The sequence below is a fragment of the Streptomyces sp. 4N124 genome, assembly GCF_052245395.1.
In the GTDB taxonomy this organism is placed as follows: Bacteria; Actinomycetota; Actinomycetes; order Streptomycetales; family Streptomycetaceae; genus Streptomyces.
This window is the reverse complement of the sequence record NZ_JBQQBS010000004.1, coordinates 226,900-244,811: the sequence shown is the minus strand read 5'-3', so window position 1 is coordinate 244,811 and position 17,912 is coordinate 226,900. Positions and strand designations below refer to the sequence as shown.

The window sequence follows — 17,912 nt, the reverse complement described above, 5'->3', positions numbered from 1 at the left end:
GTGAGACGAACGGCCCCGTGCGCCCGTGCGTGCGGGGCCGTCACTTCGGTGCCGGTGCCGACAACCGGTGCAGCCGCAGGGCGAGTTGGATCTCCAGGGCACGGGCCGGGCTCTGCCAGTCGTCTCCGAGGAGGCGGCCGACGCGCTCCAGGCGCTGGGCGACCGTGTTCACATGGACGTGGAGATGGTCCTTGGTGCGGGCCGGGCTCATGCCGCAGGCGAAGTAGGCGTCGAGGGTGCGCAGCAGATCGGTGCCGCGGCGTTCGTCATAGGCGACGACCTGGCCGATGGTGCGGTCGACGAAGCCGGTGACGTCCCGGTCCCCGGCGAGGAGCAGTCCGAGGAATCCGAAGTCCTCCGCGGCGGAGCCGTCGCCGTGGCGCCCGAGCAGCCGCAGCGTGTCGAGGCAGCGGCGGCCCTCCTCGTAGGCGGCGGCCACCGCGTCCGGGCTGGCGGCGAGATTCGCCACCGGGCCGGAGGCGCCGACGGTGACCGCCTCGTGGACGGCCGTGCCGAGGTGCACGGCGGTGCGGCGGGCCAGTTCGGTGGCGCTGTCCCCCTGGTCGAGGGGCAGCAGCAGGACCGTGCCGCCGTCGCGGGCTGCGGCCAGTCCGTGCCGGGTGGCGGCCAGGTGGGAGGCGGCCGCCCACAGGCGCCGACGGGCGGCTGCTTCCTGGTCGGCGTCGGCGGCGACGCCGTCGAGGCGGGCGGCGAGGATCACATGGGTGGCGTCGAGGTCGGCATGCAGTCTCGCCGCGCGCTCGCGCAGCAGGCGGGGGTCGCGGTCGCGGGCATCCAGCAGGTCGTCGAGGAGTTCGCCGCGGACGCGCTGCTCGGCCTCGGCTGCGGAGCGGCGGGCGAGCAGCAGCAGGGAGGTAACCGTCGCGGCGCGCTCCAGGGTGCGCTGGTCGACGGGGTCGAGCCCGGGATGGCCGCGCAGCACGAGCGCACCGAGCAGCTCGCCCCCGGCGGCCACGGCGGCGATCCAGTCGCCGGCGTGCCGCACGGCGTGTCCTTCGGACCGGGATGCCTCCAGGGCCTCGGCGGGTGCGGCGGACGCGTCGGTGAACTGGACGGTGCCGTCGAGGACTTCGGAGACGGCGGCGGCCACGTCGTGCACCCCGCCGCCGCGCAGTACGAGTTCGGCGAGCCGGTCGTGGACGTCGGAGGCGCGCTCGATGACGCCGCTGCGGTCCTGGATGATCTCGTTGGCCTGCTCCAGGCCGGCCAGGGCCGAGCGGGTCTCGGCGAGCAGGTTGGCGGCGTCGATGGCGGCCGCGGCGAGCGCGGCGAAGGAGCCGAGCAGCGCGATCTGCTCCCGCTCGAAGACCCGGGCGCGCCGGTCGGCCGCGAACAGAACACCGATCACATGGTGCCCCAGCATGAGCGGCACACCGAGGATGGCGACCAGGCCCTCGTCCCGCACACCCGCGTCGATGGTGGCGGTGTGCTGGAAGCGGTCGTCCTTGAAGTAGTCCTCGGTGACGTACGGCCGGGCCGTCTGGGCGACGAGGCCGCCGAGCCCCTCCCCCATCCCGAGCCGCAGCTGCTGGAAGCGGGCGGCGACCGAGCCCTCGGTCACCCGCATGTAGGTGTCACCCTTCTCCGGGTCGTTCAGGCTCAGGTAGGCGACGTCCGTGCCGAGCAGGGAGCGGGCGCGCTGCACGATCGCCTGGAGGACGGCGTCCAGGTCGCGCAGGCCCGCCAGGTCGTGGGCCGTCTCGAACAGCGCGGACAGCTCCGCCTCCCGCCGACGCCGTCCCTCCAGCTCCGCGCGTACTCGCAGCGCGGTCCGCTTGGCCCGCTCGAGCGCGGCGATCCACTCGGCGGGGCGGCCCTCGGCGCGGGCGAGGAGCACCGGCTGCTCGTAGGCCTCGGCCGAGGCACCGCGGGCCAGCAGCTCGAGGAAGGGTGCCTCGGCGCTGCCGACGGGTGCTCCGGCACCGGTGGCGGAGCGTTCGGCGGACTGCACGTGATCGCGGGACATGGTCACAGGATTCCCCATCGCACCGTCGCCCCGTCAGCCCTGTGGACAACCTGGCGGGCCCGCGGCGCCGGCACTATCAGTGGGCGGTCCAGCCGCCGTCGAGGACGAGGGAGGTGCCTGTGACGAAGGAGGCCTGCGGGCCGCACAGATACGCCACGGCCTCGGCGACCTCCTCCGGTTCGATCAGCCGTTTCACGGCGCTGTCCTGCAGCAGCACCTCGGACAGGACTCGCTCCTCGGGAATGCCGTGCGCCCGGGACTGATCGGCGAGCTGCTGCTCGACCAGTGGGGTACGCACATATGCGGGGCACACACAGTTCGAGGTGACTCCATGTGCCGCACCTTCGAGGGCCGCGGTCTTGGACAGGCCTTCCAGTCCATGCTTGGCGGCCACATAGGCCGACTTGAAAGCCGAGGCGCGCAGCCCATGGACGGAGGACACGTTCACGATGCGGCCCCAGCCCTGTCCGTACATATGGGGCAGGGCGCCGCGGATGAGCCGGAACGGTGCCTCCAGCATCACGGTGAGCACCGTGTGGAACACGTCCGGCGGGAACTCCTCGATGGGGCGGACCAGTTGCAGCCCGGCGTTGTTGACGAGGACGTCCGTGCCCGCCGCGGCGAGTTCGGCGGCGTCCAGGTCGGTGAGGTCGAGGACATGCGGCTCGACCGTCCCCGACAGGTCCCGGGCCCCCTCGGCGAGCGCCTCCAGCCCTTCGGCGTCCCGGTCGACCGCTCTCACCTTGGCCCCGGCTTGCGCCAGCCGCAGCGCGCAGGCGCGGCCGATGCCGCCGGCGGCGCCGGTGACGAGGGCGGTACGGCCGCCGAGGTCGAGCGAGGGAGCGTGGGGTCCCGTTAGGGCGCTGCTAGCCGTCATGGCACGACCCTAGGCAGCAGCGACGCCTCGCCACATGTGCTCAACACCCATACTTCAGCTGGCACTCATAGGGTCGAACCATGTGGGTGCGTCCGACAGCGCCTGCTTGATCCGCAGCAGTCCGAACTCGTTCAGTTCGGGCAGGGCATCCACGTCGAACCAGCCCACCTCCAGCGACTCGTCGTCGTTGACCCGCGCCTCACCGCCGACGGCCCGGCAACGGAAGGTGATGTCCATGTACTGGCAGATGTCACCATTGCCATAGGTGACCGGATCCAGCGCCTGAACGAGAACGACCCGCTCGGCGACGCACCGCACGGCGGTTTCCTCCTGGACCTCCCGCACCGCGCAGGCAGCGGGCTGCTCCCCCGGATCCGGGATGCCGCCGATCACCGACCACCTGCCGGTGTCGGTACGACGGCCCAGCAGCACTCTGCCCTCGTCGTCGAAGACGATGGCGGTGACTCCGGGGAGCCACAGCAACTGCTGGCCTGCCGAGGCGCGGATCGTGCGGATGAAGTCAGGAGTAGCCATGCGACCGACCCTAACGGGCCCGGTCGCTCACCCCGGGGGCGTTACGACGGCGTACGACTACACGTCACGAGCGCGTCGCCCGCGCACACCGGCCCCGATGGCCCAGCCGAGCCCGCCCGCGGCGAGCACGACCAGCGCGATCTCCGGGAGGATGCCCAGCTTCGTGGCGGGCGTCTCGGAGGAGCGCAGCGGCACCTTCTGGACCAGCGAGTCGGCGACGAACATGCCCGTCCTCTGGGTGATCTTCCCGTCCGGCATGATGATCGCGCTCACCCCGCTGGTCACCGGCACGGTGACGGTCCGGCTGTGCTCGACGGCCCGGACGCGGGACATGGCGAGCTGCTGGTAGGTCATCTCGCTGCGGTCGAAGGTCGCGTTGTTGCTCGGTACGGAGATCATCTGCGCGCCGTCGGTGACCTCGGAGCGCACGGCCCAGTCGAAGGCGGCCTCGTAACAGGTGACCAGGCCGACCTTGGCGCCGTCCATGGTGAACACGCCGGGCTCGCTGCCCCGGCTGAAGTCCTGGCGGACCATGCTCGTCCAGTCGCTGTTGATGGCCCCGATGAGCGAGCGCAGCGGCAGGTACTCGCCGAACGGCTGGATCTGCCGCTTGTCGTAGGTGTCGATGGGTCCCTTGACCGGGTCCCACAGGATCTGCTCGTTGAGGAGCTTGCCGTCCCGTTCGACGACGCCGCCGACCGAGATGGGCACACCGATCGCCTTGGCCGCCCGGTCGATGACGGCTCGGGCATCGGCGTTGGCGAACGGGTCGATGTCCGAGGAGTTCTCGGGCCACAGCACGAAGTCGGGCTGAGCGATCTTGCCCGCCTTGACCTCGGCGGCCAGCCGCTCCGTCTCGCGCGCGTGGTAGTCGAGCACCGCCCGCCGCTGGGCGTTGAACTCCAGCCCGGCCCGGGGCACGTTGCCCTGGATGACGGCGACGGTCGCGGTGCCGTCCTCGGCCTTGTCGCTGACCAGCGGCCGGGCGGCAACAGCCCCGAGCACCGGGACGGCGACGCTGAGCAGCGCCACGGCCGCGGCGCCGCGCCGGACAGCGCGGGTGCGTCGAGTCTCCAGGGCCAGGCGTACGACCTCGTACAGGCCGAAGCCGCACAGGACGACCGCGATGCCGAGCACCGGGGTGCCGCCGACCGCGGCGAGCGGCAGGAAGATGCCGTCGGCCTGGCCGAAAGCGATCTTACCCCAGGGGAAACCTTCGAACGGCGCACGCGCGCGTGCCGCCTCCGAGGCGATCCACACGGCGGCCGCCCACACCGGCCAGGCGGGCAGCCTGGACACCGCGGCGATACCTGCGCCGGCCAGCGCCACGAAGATCGCCTCGATCGCGACCAGCGCGAGCCAGGGCCCGGGGCCGACTTCCACGCCCGTCCACACCAACAGCGGCAGCAGGAAGCCGAGGCCGAACAGATAGCCGAGGCCCAGGCCCGCCTTCCAGCTGCGGCCGCGCAGCACCCAGCCGAAGACCGCGAAGGCCGGCAGGGCGAGCCACCACAGGGTGCGTGGCGGGAAACTGACGTACAGCAGCACTCCGGAGAGCGCCGCGACGGCGGCCGGAACAAGGCGCGCGAGGCGGGCTCGGCGTGAGGCGGGCGCGTTCTGCGGCTGCAGCTGGTCCGACTCGTCCACGGAGGTTGCGGTGACGGTCACTCCGGGAGTGTACGGCGGGTGACCTTGCCACCGACAGCGCGGTCCACGGGACGGTACGGGCGTTCTCCCAGCTCGGGCGCCGCATCGTTCCTGCGCAACTCGGCGCAACTCATCCACAAAACGTTCATCAGCCGTTACGGTGTGCCGGAGCCCCTGTCGTGCGACCGCTCAGGTCGGGACGGCCGGGGTACGTCACAGGTCGGGGGACCGGGTTCGGGGGGCGGGGTGGGTTCCACGGGGATGACGTCTGCGGCCGGTCCGGAGGATGCCGGCGACAGACGAAACGTTTCGGACGCGGTGGGTGTCGCGGTGCTCGGGGCCTGCGCGGTCTGGTCGCTGATCACAGCGACGGTGCACGGCGGCCGCCCCGAGGGTGTGCTGCTCGCCATCCTGGCGGTGGCGGCCGGCTATGCCGCGGGGCGGATCTGCGGGGCGCTGCTGCCGGTCGCCGCGCCCTGTGCCGCGGCGCTGGCCGGACTGGCCCTGACGGTGGCCGTTCCCCATCTGGCACCCGGGCCCGAGATCGTCGCGCCGCTCGGCCACGCCGGCGCCATGGCCGCGGTACTGATCCTGTCCGCCGGCTCCGCGTGCTGCGCGGCGTGGGCCGCGTCGACTCCGCCGCTGCGGCTCGCCCTGCGCGGGCTGGCCGCCGGGATCGCGGTGACCGCGGCCGCCCTCGGCTCGACCACCGGTTTCGTCCTCTGCGTGGCGGTGCTGCTGTGTTCGCTCGCCGCGGGCCGGATGCACCGCCGCGGCCTGGGCATCGCAGGGCTGGCCCTGGTGACGGTCCTGGTGACGGGCCTGCCCTGGGCGGTGGCCGGGAACGCGGTGCCGGGCGGGTTCGCCGCATATCTGGAGGGCCAGCTGACCCGGCACCGGATCGAGCTGTGGCACGACGCCCTGCGCATGGTCCGCGAGGACGCCGCTCTGGGCGTCGGCCCGGGGCGTTTCGGTGAGCTCAGCACGACGGCCACCCAGACGCTGCTGTCCGACGGCAAACCCCACTCCGCCCCGCTGCAGCAGGCGGCCGAACAGGGTGTCGTCGGCGTGCTCCTGCTGGCGGTGGTCTTCTGCTGGGTGCTGCACGCCTTGTGGCGCACTCCCCGCTCCACGCCGGTCGCGCTCACCGCGGGCGCCGCACTGACGGCGCTGGCGGCGATCGCCGCGGTCGGCAACGCGTTGAGCTTCACCGCCGTGTCCGTGGGCGCCGGGCTGCTGGCGGGCCTGGCCACGGCACGCCCGCTCACCGACGAGCCACCCCAGCGGACCTGGGACTCCCGTCCGCGCGGTGACCGCCTGACGCCGTGAAGCCGTGGCACAGACCGCGCGCGTGAGATCAGTGCACCGGTCCGGGCGCGTTCGGCCGCAGCCGGGCGCGAATGGCTCGTACGGCGGCCTCCGCGTCGTCCACCGTGATGGTGAACGTATGGCCGTCCAACAGCCGCAGCACCACGCCCTCGCCGCGCCGTACGACGACCGCGGTGCCCTTCTCGGGCCGCCAGCGGTAGCCCCAGCCGCCCCAGTGCCGCGGGGTGATCTGCGGGTCGAAGTCGGCGCCGGCGACATGGGCCAGCGGAATGCGGCGGCGGGGCACGCCCATGTGGCCGCAGCGGACCTCGACGCACTCCTTGTCGAGCTTCAGGTCGACGTGGACGAAGGCCAGGGTGCCGAAGAGGACCAGCAGTCCCGCGGCGATGCAGCCGACGACGGCCATGACGAGCGGAGCGATACCCGATGTCCATGCCGAGTCGACGGCGAGCTCGATACCGAGCCCCATGCAGCCCGCCCCGACGAGGGCCAGCAGCCACTGGATCCGGTTCGTGGCACGTCCGGTCCAGATGTCGGGGTGCGGGGTGTTCGCATCACGGGGGTGGTCCCTCATGGCTACGAGGTTACTCAGGTTTCGCTGCGCGGGTACCGCGTTGCACAGGGTGACTGCGCCAGGCGAGGCTCACCGGAGCACCGGCATCCGTTTTGTGCCGGTCGGTCACCGGGCGGGGCTGATCGCCTGGAGCTGCCTGCCCTCCTCGTAGGCCAGGGCGGGTGTGGGCAGCGCGCCCTCGCGTCCGCTCAGCAGCACCGTGAGGGTGCCGTCCGCGGCGGCCTCCGGGGCGGGCAGTTCGCCGATCCGGCGCAGCGCCTGGGCGGCGACCGCTCCGGCGGAACCGTGCAGGACGAGCGGCGGTCGGCCGGGGCGCTGCACGGCGGTGCGGATGCGTTCGGCGACCAGTTCGTAATGGGTGCAGCCCAGGACGACGGTCGTTACATCGTCGGGGGTCAGCGCGGCGGCCGCGGCGACGGCGGCGGTGATGGCGGCCTCGTCCGCGTGTTCCACGGCCTCGGCCAGGCCGTGGCAGGGCACCTCGGTGACCGGCACACCGTCGGCGAAGTCCCGGATCAGTCCGCGCTGGTAGGGGCTGCCAGTGGTGGCCGGCGTCGCCCAGATCGCGAAGGGGCCGCCGCCGGCCGCGGCCGGCTTGATCGCCGGGACCGTACCGATGACCGGAATGCCGGGCTCGAGGAGGGCGCGCAGGGTGGTCAGCGCGTGGACGGTCGCGGTGTTGCAGCCGATGATCAGGGCGTCGGGCCGGTGGGCGGCGGCCGCCTCGGCGACGGCGACGGCGCGCTCCGTGAGGTCCTCGGTGGTCCTGGGTCCCCAGGGCATGCCGTCGGGGTCGAGGGAGAGGACGAGATCTGCGTCGGGTCGCAGACGCCGTACCGCGGCGGTGGCCGCCAGCAGACCGATTCCGGAGTCCATGAGCGCGATCTTCACCCGGCCACGATAGACGATGGGCCGTATGGCACCGGAGCGGTGGGGCAGACTGCGCGGGTGAGTGCCATCGCGTGGACCGCCGCCGCATCACTGGTCGCCTGGCTGTGGCTGCTGCTGGGCCAGGGCTTCTTCTGGCGTACGGACGTACGCCTGCCGTCGCGTCGTGAACCGGGGACCTGGCCTGCTGTCTGTGTCGTCGTCCCGGCGCGGGACGAGGCCGCCGTACTGCCCGAGAGTCTGCCGTCGCTGCTCGTCCAGGACTATCCGGGGCGGGCGGAGGTGTTCCTGATCGATGACGGCAGCACGGACGGCACCGGGGAGTTGGCCCGGGCGCTGTCCCGGCGGCACGGCGGGCTGCCGCTGACCGTTTCCTCGCCGGGTGAGCCGCCCACGGGCTGGACCGGCAAGCTGTGGGCGGTGCGCCACGGCATCGACCTGGCACGCGCGCGTGACCCCGAGTACCTGCTGCTGACGGACGCCGACATCGCCCATGCCCCGGACAGTCTGCGGGAGTTGGTCGCGGCAGCGCACGCCGGAGGTTTCGACGTGGTCTCCCAGATGGCCCGGCTGCGGGTGGCGAGTGTGTGGGAGCGGCTCGTCGTGCCCGCCTTCGTGTACTTCTTCGCCCAGTTGTATCCCTTCCGCCGGATCGGCAAGAGGGGGGCGCGGACGGCGGCCGCGGCGGGCGGCTGTGTGCTGCTGCGGGCCGAAGCGGCCGAGCGGGCGCGGATCCCGGACGCCATCCGGCACGCCGTCATCGACGATGTGGCACTCGCGCGGGCCGTCAAGGACGGCGGGGGTCACATCTGGCTGGGGCTGGCGGAGCGGGTGGACAGCGTGCGCCCGTATCCACGGCTGTACGACCTGTGGCGGATGGTCTCGCGCAGCGCCTACGCGCAGTTGAGGCACCATCCGCTGCTGCTCGCCGGTACGGTCGCCGGGCTCGCGCTGGTCTATCTGGTGCCGCCCGTGTCCCTGGTCTGGGGCCTGGCTGCGGGCGATTCGGGCGCCGCGGTCGCCGGTGCCCTCGCGTGGCTGCTGATGACGGGGACGTATGTCCCGATGCTCCGTTACTACCGGCAGCCTCTGTGGCTCGCTCCGCTGCTGCCGTTCACCGCGTTCCTGTATCTGCTCATGACGGTCGATTCCGCGGTCCAGCACTACCGGGGGCGCGGCGCGGCCTGGAAGGGCCGCACCTACGCACGGCCGGGCGCCGTCCCCGACGAGGGCTGAAGCCCGGTCACTTCCTTCCGGGCGTCCAGTTCATGCCCCATCCGTAGGCGTAGTCGACCGTCCGCTGCGGGCTGACCCCGCGCTCCGGCACCAGGTAGCGAGCCTCGCGCTGGACGACCAGGTCGCTGCCGGTGTTCGTGATGAGGACGAGCGCGCACACCGTCGAGGGGACGGTGCACTCGTCGAGCGAGAAGTCGATCGGGGCGCCGTGCTGCGGAGTGAGGGTGACCGTGGCGTGCAGGTCGGCGAAGGAGCGCGCGCCCTCGTAGATGGTCACGAAGATGAGGATGCGCCGAAAGGCCTGTTTGTGGTCGAGGTTGACGGTGAGGTTCTCGCCGCTCGCCTTGGCGCCGGTGCGGTCGTCGGCGTCGAGGTGGATGAACGGGGGCTGGTGCAGCGCGCCGAAGGCGTTTCCCAGGGCTTGGACGACTCCCTTGCTGCCGTCGCTGAGTTCGTACAAGGCGCACAGGTCGAGGTCGAGGTCGGAGTGCATGGCGACGGCACGGCCCAGCTTGCTGGCCCAGCCGGAGAACTGCTTGCGCACCTCCCAGTTGAGGTTCACGCGCATCGCGCCCGATGTGCCGCCCTGCTTGGTCAGCGACACCGAGGGCGACGCCTTGGTCAGCGTCACCTTGCTGAGGCTGACCGGTGCCGCGGGGGCTGCCGCGGGAGGGGGCGGCGGCGTGGTCACCGGGGCGGCGACGGGCGCCGGCGGAGTGGGGGCGGCCTGCTGCGGCTCGTCGACCGTGATGCCGAAGTCCGTGGCGAGGCCCTCGAGCCCGCTGCCGTATCCCTGGCCGACGGCGCGGAACTTCCAGGCGCCCTGGCGGCGGTAGAACTCACCGAGCACGTAAGCGGTTTCTACTGTCGCGCCCGTACTGTCGAAGCGGGCGACCACGGTGTTCTGGGCGGCATCGCGGACCTCGATGTAGAGGTCCGGCACCTGCCCGAACGTACCGCCGTCCACGGATGCGGCCAGGACCACCGTCTCGATCGCGGGCTCCACGCGCGCGAGGTCGACCAGGAGACTGTCGACCACCACGCCGTCCACGTCCCGCTTGCCCTCGTGGCGCACGGCGCCCGAGGAGTGCGTCGGCTGGTTGTAGAAGACGAAGTCGGCGTCGGACCTGACCTTTCCGCCGATCAACAGCAGTGCCGACGCGTCCGCGTCGGGCACTCCCGGGCCGGAACGCCGGCCCAATTCGACCCGCAGTGCTGTCGTCGGCACCGGAGCATTCGATCCTTTAGGCATTGACATGTCCGCCCCCATCACGAGTCTCCGCGCCAGGTCGTCACGCCCCGGCAGCCCATTGGGTTCTGTCCTACTCGACCAACCTATTCTCCAGCACGATGAACTCCCATGAGGAGCCCGGAAAGATCGCTGTCCAACCGCCGGTAACCTGCGCGGAACTCTGCCTTTACAGGATCCGAGCCCCTACCACCGCCCCTTTTTGCCAAGTTCGCTCGCATTGGGGATCCCGCGTCACTGCCGACACGGAAAACAACCCTCTTATCGGTCTCCCCAACCAGCACATCGTGGGCTTAACTTATGTGCCATGACCTCCCCCCGCTCCACTTATGGCGGCGGCTACTACTCCGCCTCCTTCCCGGACACTCCGATCTACGACAGGCTCGTCGCCGAGCGGGGTACCCCGCAGATCGCCCCGATCCGGGTCCCTGCGGCGTACGACATGCCGGGCAACCACCTGCCCGCGCTGCCGTCGGCGCTGCCGGCCCTCCCGGCCGGCCCGTCCCAGCCCTCCTACGGCTACCCGCAGGCGCAGCAGCCCGCGCCGCTGCAGCAGGCACCCGCGGCCTACATCCCGCAGCAGGCCGGCGCACCCCGCGGCTATCCCGGTCCGCAACAGCAGCAGCCGCGCCCGATGGCGCCCGGCACGGGCTACGAGGCGATGCGCCCCGCGGCTCCCCGGCCCAACCCGGCTCCGTACCAGGACCCGTACAACAACCAGCAGTACCGCGGCTACTGATCCTCCAGCGGAGCTGTCGGTGCCGGGCTGGCACGATGGCCCCATGGGGAACGCGCAGCTGCAGTCGATTCATGTTCATCCGGTCAAGTCGGTCCGGGGCCAGTCGCCCCGGGAGGCCGTCGTGGAGCCCTGGGGCCTGGCCGGAGACCGACGCTGGGCGCTGATCGACGACGGGGGAAAGGTCGTCACGCAACGCCGCCAGCCACGCCTGGCACTGGCCGCCGCCGAGCTTGTGCCCGGCGGCGGCGTTCGGCTGTCCGCACCCGGTATGGATCCGTTGACGGTGCCCGTCCCGGAGCCCATCGGCGCGGTGACGATGGAGATCTTCCGCGACAAGGTCGACGCGTTCCCGGCCGCCGACGCGGCGGCGCACGCCTGGTGCAGTGACTATCTCGGCGCCGAGGTCCGACTCGTGCACATGGACGACCCGGCCACCCGCCGGCCCGTCGACCCCGAGTACGCGCTGCCGGGCGAGACCGTCACCTTCGCCGACGGCTATCCGCTGCTGCTCACCTCGGCCGCCTCGCTCGACGCCCTCAACTCCCTGATCGCCCAGGGCGATCACCCGGACGAGAGCCCCCTGCCCATGAACCGCTTCCGGCCGAACGTGGTGGTGTCGGGCACCGCCGCCTGGGCCGAGGACGACTGGTCGCGCCTGGCCATCGGCGAGGTCGTCTTCCGGGTCGCCAAGAAATGCGGGCGCTGCGTCGTGACCACCACCGACCAGGGCACCGCCGGACGCGGCAGCGAGCCCCTCCACACCCTCGGCCGACACCGCCGCCTCGGCGGCAAGCTGGTTTTCGGACAGAACCTGGTGCCCCAGTCCCGCGGCACGATCCAGGTCGGCGACCCGGTCAGGATCCTGGACCGAGAGTGATCCGCCGCCGCCCGGCAGGCGGGAACTCGGCTCGGGGGGCAGCACGTTGGGATGGTGGGATTTCGTGAGAAGTTCATGAGAGGCCCGATCGGGGGTGATTTCGCTCTCTCTTTGACCGGGCCCCCGCGTGAACGGCTCCGCCGGGGGTTATCACGGAGCGGGAAGGGGGTGCGGGACCGTGCGAACCATCAGCGGACTCTGGCGCTGGCGGCACAACCCGCTGCGCCGCACGACCGATCTGGCCGAGGCCTGGGCCGCCCTGGTGGCCCTGCTGCTCATCCTGGTCGCCGCGCCCGCGGCGGGTTGTGTGATCGGCAGTGTCGCTCAGGACGCGCTCCAGCAGTCGGTCCGGGACCAGCGCGAGTCACGTCATCAGGTGACGGCGACCGTGGTGCGCAAGCTGAACGGCTCCGCGCTGGACGCCGACCCCGAGACCTCGCCCGCGCGGGACACACGCAGTCGCGTCCTCGCCGACTGGACCGGCCCGGACGGCACCGCGCAGCACGGGCCGGTCACGGCCCACCTCGAAGACCCGCAAGCGGGCGACCGCTTCATGCTCTGGACGGACGCCCACGGCCGCATCATGGCCCGCCCCCTGGACTCCGCCACGGCGACGACGCACGCGGTCCTCGCCGGATTCGGCGCCACCCTGCTCACGGCGGGCCTGATCGACGGCTCCAGGCGGCTGATCGTCTGGCGCATGGTCCGCCGCCGGTACGCCCGTTGGGACCAGGCCTGGGACCGGGCGGGCCCCGACTGGGGCCGGACCGGCACCGGCAGTTGACGGCCTTCCGGCTCTGGTCAACCCACTGCCTGCGCGCACGCTACGGTGGACCGGCCGAACTCTCTTCGGCGTCAACCCGCGCGCGAGCGAGCCGCAGGGGCGGCTGAAGCGCCCCGAAGGCGAACGAGCCATCAGTACGACCGAGGTGGGGGCACAGCAACGCCATGGCACAGGGCACGGTCCAGGTGACGCACACCGGCACATCGCGGTGGCGCCGCCGCACGGGTGAGTACGCATCGCTCGCCGCCGCCCTGGAGGCCGCGGCCGACGGCGATGTTCTCACCGTCGCTCCAGGCACCTACCGGGAGAACCTCGTGGTGCAGCGGGCGGTGACCCTGCGTGGCCCTGAGGGCTCCCCCGGCTCCGTCCGCATCGCGCCCGTGGACGGTGTGCCGTTGACCGTGCGTGCCTCCGCGGTCGTACAGGACCTGCATGTGGAGGGCCAGGACGCGGCCGCGCCCGCGCTGCTCGTCGAGGAAGGCGCGCCCGAGCTGTCGGACGTGCGGATCGTCACGCGGTCCGCGGCCGGCATCGAGGTACGCGGCGGCGCCCGGCCGACGGTGCGGCGCTGCACCGTCGACAACCCTGCGGGCATCGGCATCGCCGTACTCGACGGCGGGGGCGGGGTGTTCGAGGAGTGCGAGGTCGTCTCGGCCGGCCAGTCCGGGGTCGCGGTGCGTGGGGGTGCCCACCCGCGCCTGGAGCGCTGCCGCGTCCACCACACGTCGGGCGCGGGCCTGTCGGCGACCGGGGAGAACTCGGCACTGGAGGCCGTGGGCTGCGAGGTGTACGAGGTCCGGGGCAGCGGCGTGCAGGTCACCGGCCGGGCCACGGCACATCTCACCGACTGCGATGTGCACCGCACCACCGCCGACGGGGTCACCCTCGACACGGACGCCGTGCTGACTCTGGCCGACTGCCGCATCCATGACATCCCGGAGAACGCGGTCGACCTGCGCTCGCGCTCCGTGCTGACGCTGACCCGCACCACGGTGCGTCAGTTCGGCCGCAACGGCCTGTCGGTGTGGGACCCGGGCACCCGCGTGGACGCCAACCAGTGCGAGATCTTCGACAGCACCGGCGACTATCCCGCGGTGTGGGTCAGCGACGGCGCCACCGCGGTCCTCGACTCCTGCCGGGTGCACGACGTACCGGACGCGCTGTTCGTCCTGGACCGCGGCTCCCGCGCGGACGTCGTCGACAGCGACATCTCCCAGGTGCGCAACACGGCCGTGTCGGTGAGTGACGGCGCCACCGCACAGCTCGACGACTGCCGTATCCGGGACGCGGCGACGGGCGCCTGGTTCCGCGACCACGGCAGCGGCGGCACCCTCAACGGCTGCACGCTGGACGGCATGCAGACCGGCGTGATCGTCACCAAGGGCGCCGACCCCACCATCGAGCGATGCACCGTCGACTCCCCCGCGGAAGCCGGCTTCTATGTGTCGGCGGGCGGCCGTGGCAGCTTCCTGAACTGCCGGGTGACCGGCAGCGCCGGCTATGGCTTCCATGTGATCGACGGCTGCCGTACGACGCTGAAGAAGTGCCGTACGGAGCGGTGTGCGCGCGGCGGGTACGAATTCGCCGACGGCGGCCCGGAGGCGGCCGGTGCCGGTCCGGTCGTGGAGGACTGCAGCAGTGACGAGAGCGGGAGCTTCAAGCCGCCCGCGGCTCGGGAGACGGTGGTGCAGACGGTCAGTCAGTCCCCGGGCCTGCTGGGCGCGATCCCGGGGCAGCGCACCACCGAGCAGGAGCCGCTGGTCGCCGCCACCCAGCCCGAGAAGCCGACGCGGACCTCGAAGGCCGTCCTCGGTGAACTCGACGCGCTGGTCGGCCTGGAGAGCGTCAAGCGCGAAGTACGAGCGCTGACCGACATGATCGAGGTGGGCCGGCGCCGCCAGCAGGCAGGCCTCAAGGCCGCGTCCGTCAAGCGCCACTTGGTCTTCACCGGCTCCCCCGGCACCGGCAAGACGACGGTGGCCCGTCTCTACGGCGAGATCCTGGCCGCGCTCGGCGTGCTGGAGAAGGGCCATCTCGTCGAGGTGTCCCGCGTCGACCTGGTCGGCGAGCACATCGGCTCCACGGCGATCCGCACCCAGGAGGCCTTCGACAAGGCGCGCGGCGGCGTGCTGTTCATCGACGAGGCGTACGCGCTGTCGCCGGAGGACTCGGGCCGGGACTTCGGCAAGGAGGCCATCGACACGCTGGTGAAGCTGATGGAGGACCACCGGGACGCGGTCGTGGTGATCGTCGCGGGCTACACGGCCGAGATGGAACGCTTCCTTTCCGTCAACCCGGGCGTGGCCTCCCGCTTCTCGCGGACCATCACCTTCAGCGACTACAACCCCGAAGAACTCCTGCGCATCGTGGAGCAGCAGGCCGAGGAGCACGAGTACCGGCTGGCACCGGGCGCCTCGGAAGGCCTGCTGAAGTACTTCACGGCGATCCCCAAGGGCCCCGCGTTCGGCAACGGCCGTACCGCCCGCCAGACCTTCGAGGCGATGGTGGAACGGCACGCGAGCCGGGTCGCACAGTTCGAGGAGCCGAGCACGGACGATCTGACGCTGCTCTACGCCGAGGACCTGCCCGACTCGCCCTGACCCTCCCCCTTCCGGCGCGGTCCGGGCAGCTCCGGCCGTAGACGGGCCAGCAGCCGCTCGCGTTCCTCCGCGAACGCCGGGTCGGCCTGGTAGTCGGAGTGGCCGAGGATGGGTGCGGGCAGCGGATGCGTGTCCGTGCGGCCGTAGGCGAGGGGGTCCTCCAGGGCGTCGCGGTCCACCTCGGGGCCGCAGTCGCCGGCGAGGCGCACCGGGCCGCCGATCGGGTCGGTGATGCGGTAGAGGTTGCGCCAGCAGTCGACGTCGTGGTGCAGGGAGCTGAGGGCGGCCGGGCCGAAGTGGGCCGGGAACCAGCGGCCGTAGAGGCGCTCGAGCGGGGAGCCGTATGTCAGCAGGGCCACCCGCTTGCGTGCGGACGGGGTGAGCTGCCAGGCCGCGGCGGCGGCGAGCACGCTGCCCTGGGAGTGACCGGAGATGACCAGGCGTCCGCCGGTGGCACGGGTCCAGGTCGCCATGCGCCAGGTCAGGTCGGGCACGGCGCGCTCGGCGTAGCAGGGCGGGGCGAAGGGGTGGGCGGCGCGCGGCCAGAAGGTGCCGACGTCCCACAGGATGCCGATGGTGCGCCGGGCGGAGGCGTCCTTGTAGGCGCGCCGGCCCCAGGTGACGAAGAGTATGAAGCCGAGGCTGATCAGCCAGGATCCCAGTGCCTGGGCCGTTTCGGCGGCGCCGTGCAGGAAGGGGTGCGTCGACCCGGTGGCCTTGCTCGGCACCTTGTCGGACACCATGGCGCCCACGAGCGCTCCGGCGCCCAGGAGCAGCGTCGTGGTGGAGATGACGGCCACGAGGAGCGGGGCGCGGTCGGTGAGCGTGGCCATGGCGCGGGTGTTCGCGATACGACGGGTGCGGGTGGGGTCCTGGGGGTCGTCCGGGTGGTCGGGGCGCACCCCACGCAGTTCGGCGCGGCACAGCCGCCAGGTCCGCCACGCCAGCGCGCCGCAGAGCACCAGCAGGACGACGAGCAGCGGCGGGATCACGGACGACTGCCAGGTCAGCAGGACCGGCGGACCAGGGATGGACGCGCGCGTGCCGTCCAGCCAGTCCGCCACCCGCTGCGACAGGCCGCCGGACATCACCCCGCCCAGCGCGCAGGCCAGCATCGCGACGGCGGGTCCACCGAAGCCGTACATCGCGGCGCGGGGGTCGGGGTGGGTGCGGTACAGCAGGTGGGCGACCACGGCCAGGACGATGACGAGCAGACCCTGCAGCAGGGCGATGCCGCCGAAGGTCGCGTCGCCCGGCAGCCGTCCGTCCGACTCCCAGCCCTGGCGTTCCCACCCGGCGTACACCATGGCGAGCACGAGCAGCACGAGCGCGGCGAGCGGCAGCCGTCGTACGAGGTGCTCGTCGAGCTCCTGGTCGAGGCGGTTCTCGCTGCGACCCCGGCGGCAGACGACCCAGAGGACGGCGATGGCTCCCGCGACGAGCGCCCCGACCAGGAGCCACCCCAGGGTGTCGAGCATGGCGGGGCCGCCGGGCCCGCGGTCGAAGCGGGCCGCCGACGTGCCGACCGCGGCGGCGACCGTCAGCAGGGCCGCCGCGGTGTGCGCGGCACGCAGCCGGGCCACCAGGCGCCGCCCGTACCAGAAGCCGGGCCGGCCCAGGGCGGTGCGGCTGGTGTCCTCGTCGGGCTCGACGGTGCGGGAGATCGGCTGCTGGGACTCGTACGCGCTCCAGGTGCGGCGGGAGAGGTACCACAGCAGGCCGGTGAGCGCGGCGGGCACCAGGGCGGCGAGCGCGAGCCGACGGCCCGGCAGGCTCCACCAGCCGCCGTCCGCCGGTGACAGGAAGCCCAGCCAGGAGTGCCGTTCGGCGCACGCGGGCCTGCCCGCGCACTGCCATGCCGTCAGGTCGAGGGCGACCTCGCATACGGCCGCGACGAGCAGCACCGTCAGCGTCAGTCCGGCGAGCCGCACCAGCAGCCCGTACAGCCGCACCGTGCGGTCGCGGCCCCGGGCCCTGGGCCGCATCCAGTGGGCGAGGTTGACCACCATGAACGGCAGCAACAGCAGCCACAGGGCGCGAGCGCTGTTGCCGGAGGTGAGGTTGGACCAGACGTAGGCTTCGGGCACCGGTTCGTCACGGTGGTCGCGGGGGCTGGTCTCCGCGTCGGCGTCGTCGGCGCGCCGGAAGACGGCCGCCGTGTCGTCGCCGGTGATCCGCACCGTCCGCGGATCGTCCAGCATCTTCTCGGGCGTGGCGCCACCGACGCCGTGGACCAGCAGTTCCAGGGCGATACCGGGTTCCCCGGGCCGCTGGGCGGGTCCGTCCGCCCCCTCGGACAAGACACGTTCCACTGTTCTCGCACTTCCCCCGTGACGCGCCGTCGGCTTCTGTCCGTGCGGGCGTAAGGATCTCCGCTCCGCAGGTGCCGCACACCTCTTGTCACCGAATCTCCCCGATCCGGGTGACAGAAGGACAACGGATGGGACACGAGTGACATGCGCGCGACGGGACAGCCGGTGACACGCTCTGTGCCGACCCGTGAAAGGATGGGTCGTCCGCGCACGGGACCGGGGAGAATGTGCTTGTCGGAGTGGGTGTGCGGGGCGTGTCGGACGGCCCCTGGACGGAAG

General features: G+C 72.3%; 14 protein-coding genes. 6 read left to right on the top strand and 8 right to left on the bottom strand.

The genetic code is table 11. From position 1 onward, the window contains the following. Window positions 1-40: 40 nt before the first annotated feature. The 4 genes from ACTWQO_RS06190 to lnt form a co-directional block, all read right to left on the bottom strand. Window positions 41-1,987, bottom strand: coding sequence for a helix-turn-helix domain-containing protein (locus ACTWQO_RS06190; protein WP_443236192.1), 1,947 nt, complete (start codon window positions 1,985-1,987; stop codon window positions 41-43). Window positions 1,988-2,063: 76 nt separating this feature from the next. Further along, window positions 2,064-2,864, bottom strand: a complete 801-nt coding sequence (locus tag ACTWQO_RS06185; protein WP_443236191.1) for a 3-hydroxybutyrate dehydrogenase — start codon at window positions 2,862-2,864, stop codon at window positions 2,064-2,066. Between the two features lie 54 nt (window positions 2,865-2,918). Further along, a complete protein-coding gene (locus ACTWQO_RS06180; protein WP_443236190.1) occupies window positions 2,919-3,398 on the bottom strand; it encodes an NUDIX hydrolase in 480 nt (159 codons plus the stop codon). 57 nt (window positions 3,399-3,455) lie between these two features. Continuing rightward, a complete protein-coding gene (lnt, locus tag ACTWQO_RS06175; protein ID WP_443236189.1) occupies window positions 3,456-5,066 on the bottom strand; it encodes an apolipoprotein N-acyltransferase in 1,611 nt (536 codons plus the stop codon). Window positions 5,067-5,306: 240 nt separating this feature from the next. Between lnt and ACTWQO_RS06170 the strand changes: the two genes are divergently transcribed. Continuing rightward, entirely contained in the window at window positions 5,307-6,374 is a 1,068-nt protein-coding gene (locus tag ACTWQO_RS06170; protein WP_443236188.1) for an O-antigen ligase family protein, read from the top strand. A 28-nt stretch (window positions 6,375-6,402) separates the two neighbouring features. Here the strand turns inward: ACTWQO_RS06170 and ACTWQO_RS06165 are convergent, their stop codons facing one another. Then, window positions 6,403-6,948 (bottom strand): hypothetical protein, encoded by a 546-nt coding sequence (locus ACTWQO_RS06165; protein ID WP_443236187.1) that lies wholly within the window; start codon window positions 6,946-6,948, stop codon window positions 6,403-6,405. Window positions 6,949-7,053: 105 nt separating this feature from the next. Then, the gene (locus ACTWQO_RS06160; RefSeq protein ID WP_443236186.1) at window positions 7,054-7,839 is read right to left on the bottom strand and encodes a glutamate racemase; all 786 of its coding nucleotides are present in this window, start codon (window positions 7,837-7,839) and stop codon (window positions 7,054-7,056) included. A gap of 57 nt (window positions 7,840-7,896) precedes the next feature. Between ACTWQO_RS06160 and ACTWQO_RS06155 the strand changes: the two genes are divergently transcribed. Further along, window positions 7,897-9,072 carry a glycosyltransferase gene (locus ACTWQO_RS06155; RefSeq protein WP_443236185.1) on the top strand — a complete coding sequence of 392 codons (1,176 nt, stop codon included), beginning with the start codon at window positions 7,897-7,899 and terminating at the stop codon, window positions 9,070-9,072. A 7-nt stretch (window positions 9,073-9,079) separates the two neighbouring features. Here ACTWQO_RS06155 and ACTWQO_RS06150 read toward each other — a convergent pair whose 3' ends face one another. Beyond that, window positions 9,080-10,324, bottom strand: a complete 1,245-nt coding sequence (locus ACTWQO_RS06150; RefSeq protein WP_443236184.1) for a TerD family protein — start codon at window positions 10,322-10,324, stop codon at window positions 9,080-9,082. A gap of 304 nt (window positions 10,325-10,628) precedes the next feature. Between ACTWQO_RS06150 and ACTWQO_RS06145 the strand changes: the two genes are divergently transcribed. From ACTWQO_RS06145 to ACTWQO_RS06130, 4 genes are all read left to right on the top strand, one after another. Next, window positions 10,629-11,060 carry a DUF6643 family protein gene (locus ACTWQO_RS06145; protein WP_443236183.1) on the top strand — a complete coding sequence of 144 codons (432 nt, stop codon included), beginning with the start codon at window positions 10,629-10,631 and terminating at the stop codon, window positions 11,058-11,060. Window positions 11,061-11,103: 43 nt separating this feature from the next. Beyond that, on the top strand, window positions 11,104-11,937 hold the full coding sequence (locus ACTWQO_RS06140) for an MOSC domain-containing protein (RefSeq protein ID WP_443236182.1): 834 nt from the start codon (window positions 11,104-11,106) through the stop codon (window positions 11,935-11,937). Between the two features lie 178 nt (window positions 11,938-12,115). Next, window positions 12,116-12,721 (top strand): Rv1733c family protein, encoded by a 606-nt coding sequence (locus ACTWQO_RS06135; protein ID WP_443236181.1) that lies wholly within the window; start codon window positions 12,116-12,118, stop codon window positions 12,719-12,721. Window positions 12,722-12,885: 164 nt separating this feature from the next. Then, on the top strand, window positions 12,886-15,321 hold the full coding sequence (locus ACTWQO_RS06130; RefSeq protein ID WP_443236180.1) for a right-handed parallel beta-helix repeat-containing protein: 2,436 nt from the start codon (window positions 12,886-12,888) through the stop codon (window positions 15,319-15,321). On the opposite strand, the gene ACTWQO_RS06125 is transcribed toward ACTWQO_RS06130, so the two are convergent. After that, entirely contained in the window at window positions 15,291-17,633 is a 2,343-nt protein-coding gene (locus tag ACTWQO_RS06125) for a hypothetical protein (RefSeq protein WP_443236179.1), read from the bottom strand. The two genes, ACTWQO_RS06130 and ACTWQO_RS06125, sit on opposite strands and share 31 nt — an antisense overlap. Window positions 17,634-17,912 lie beyond the last annotated feature (279 nt).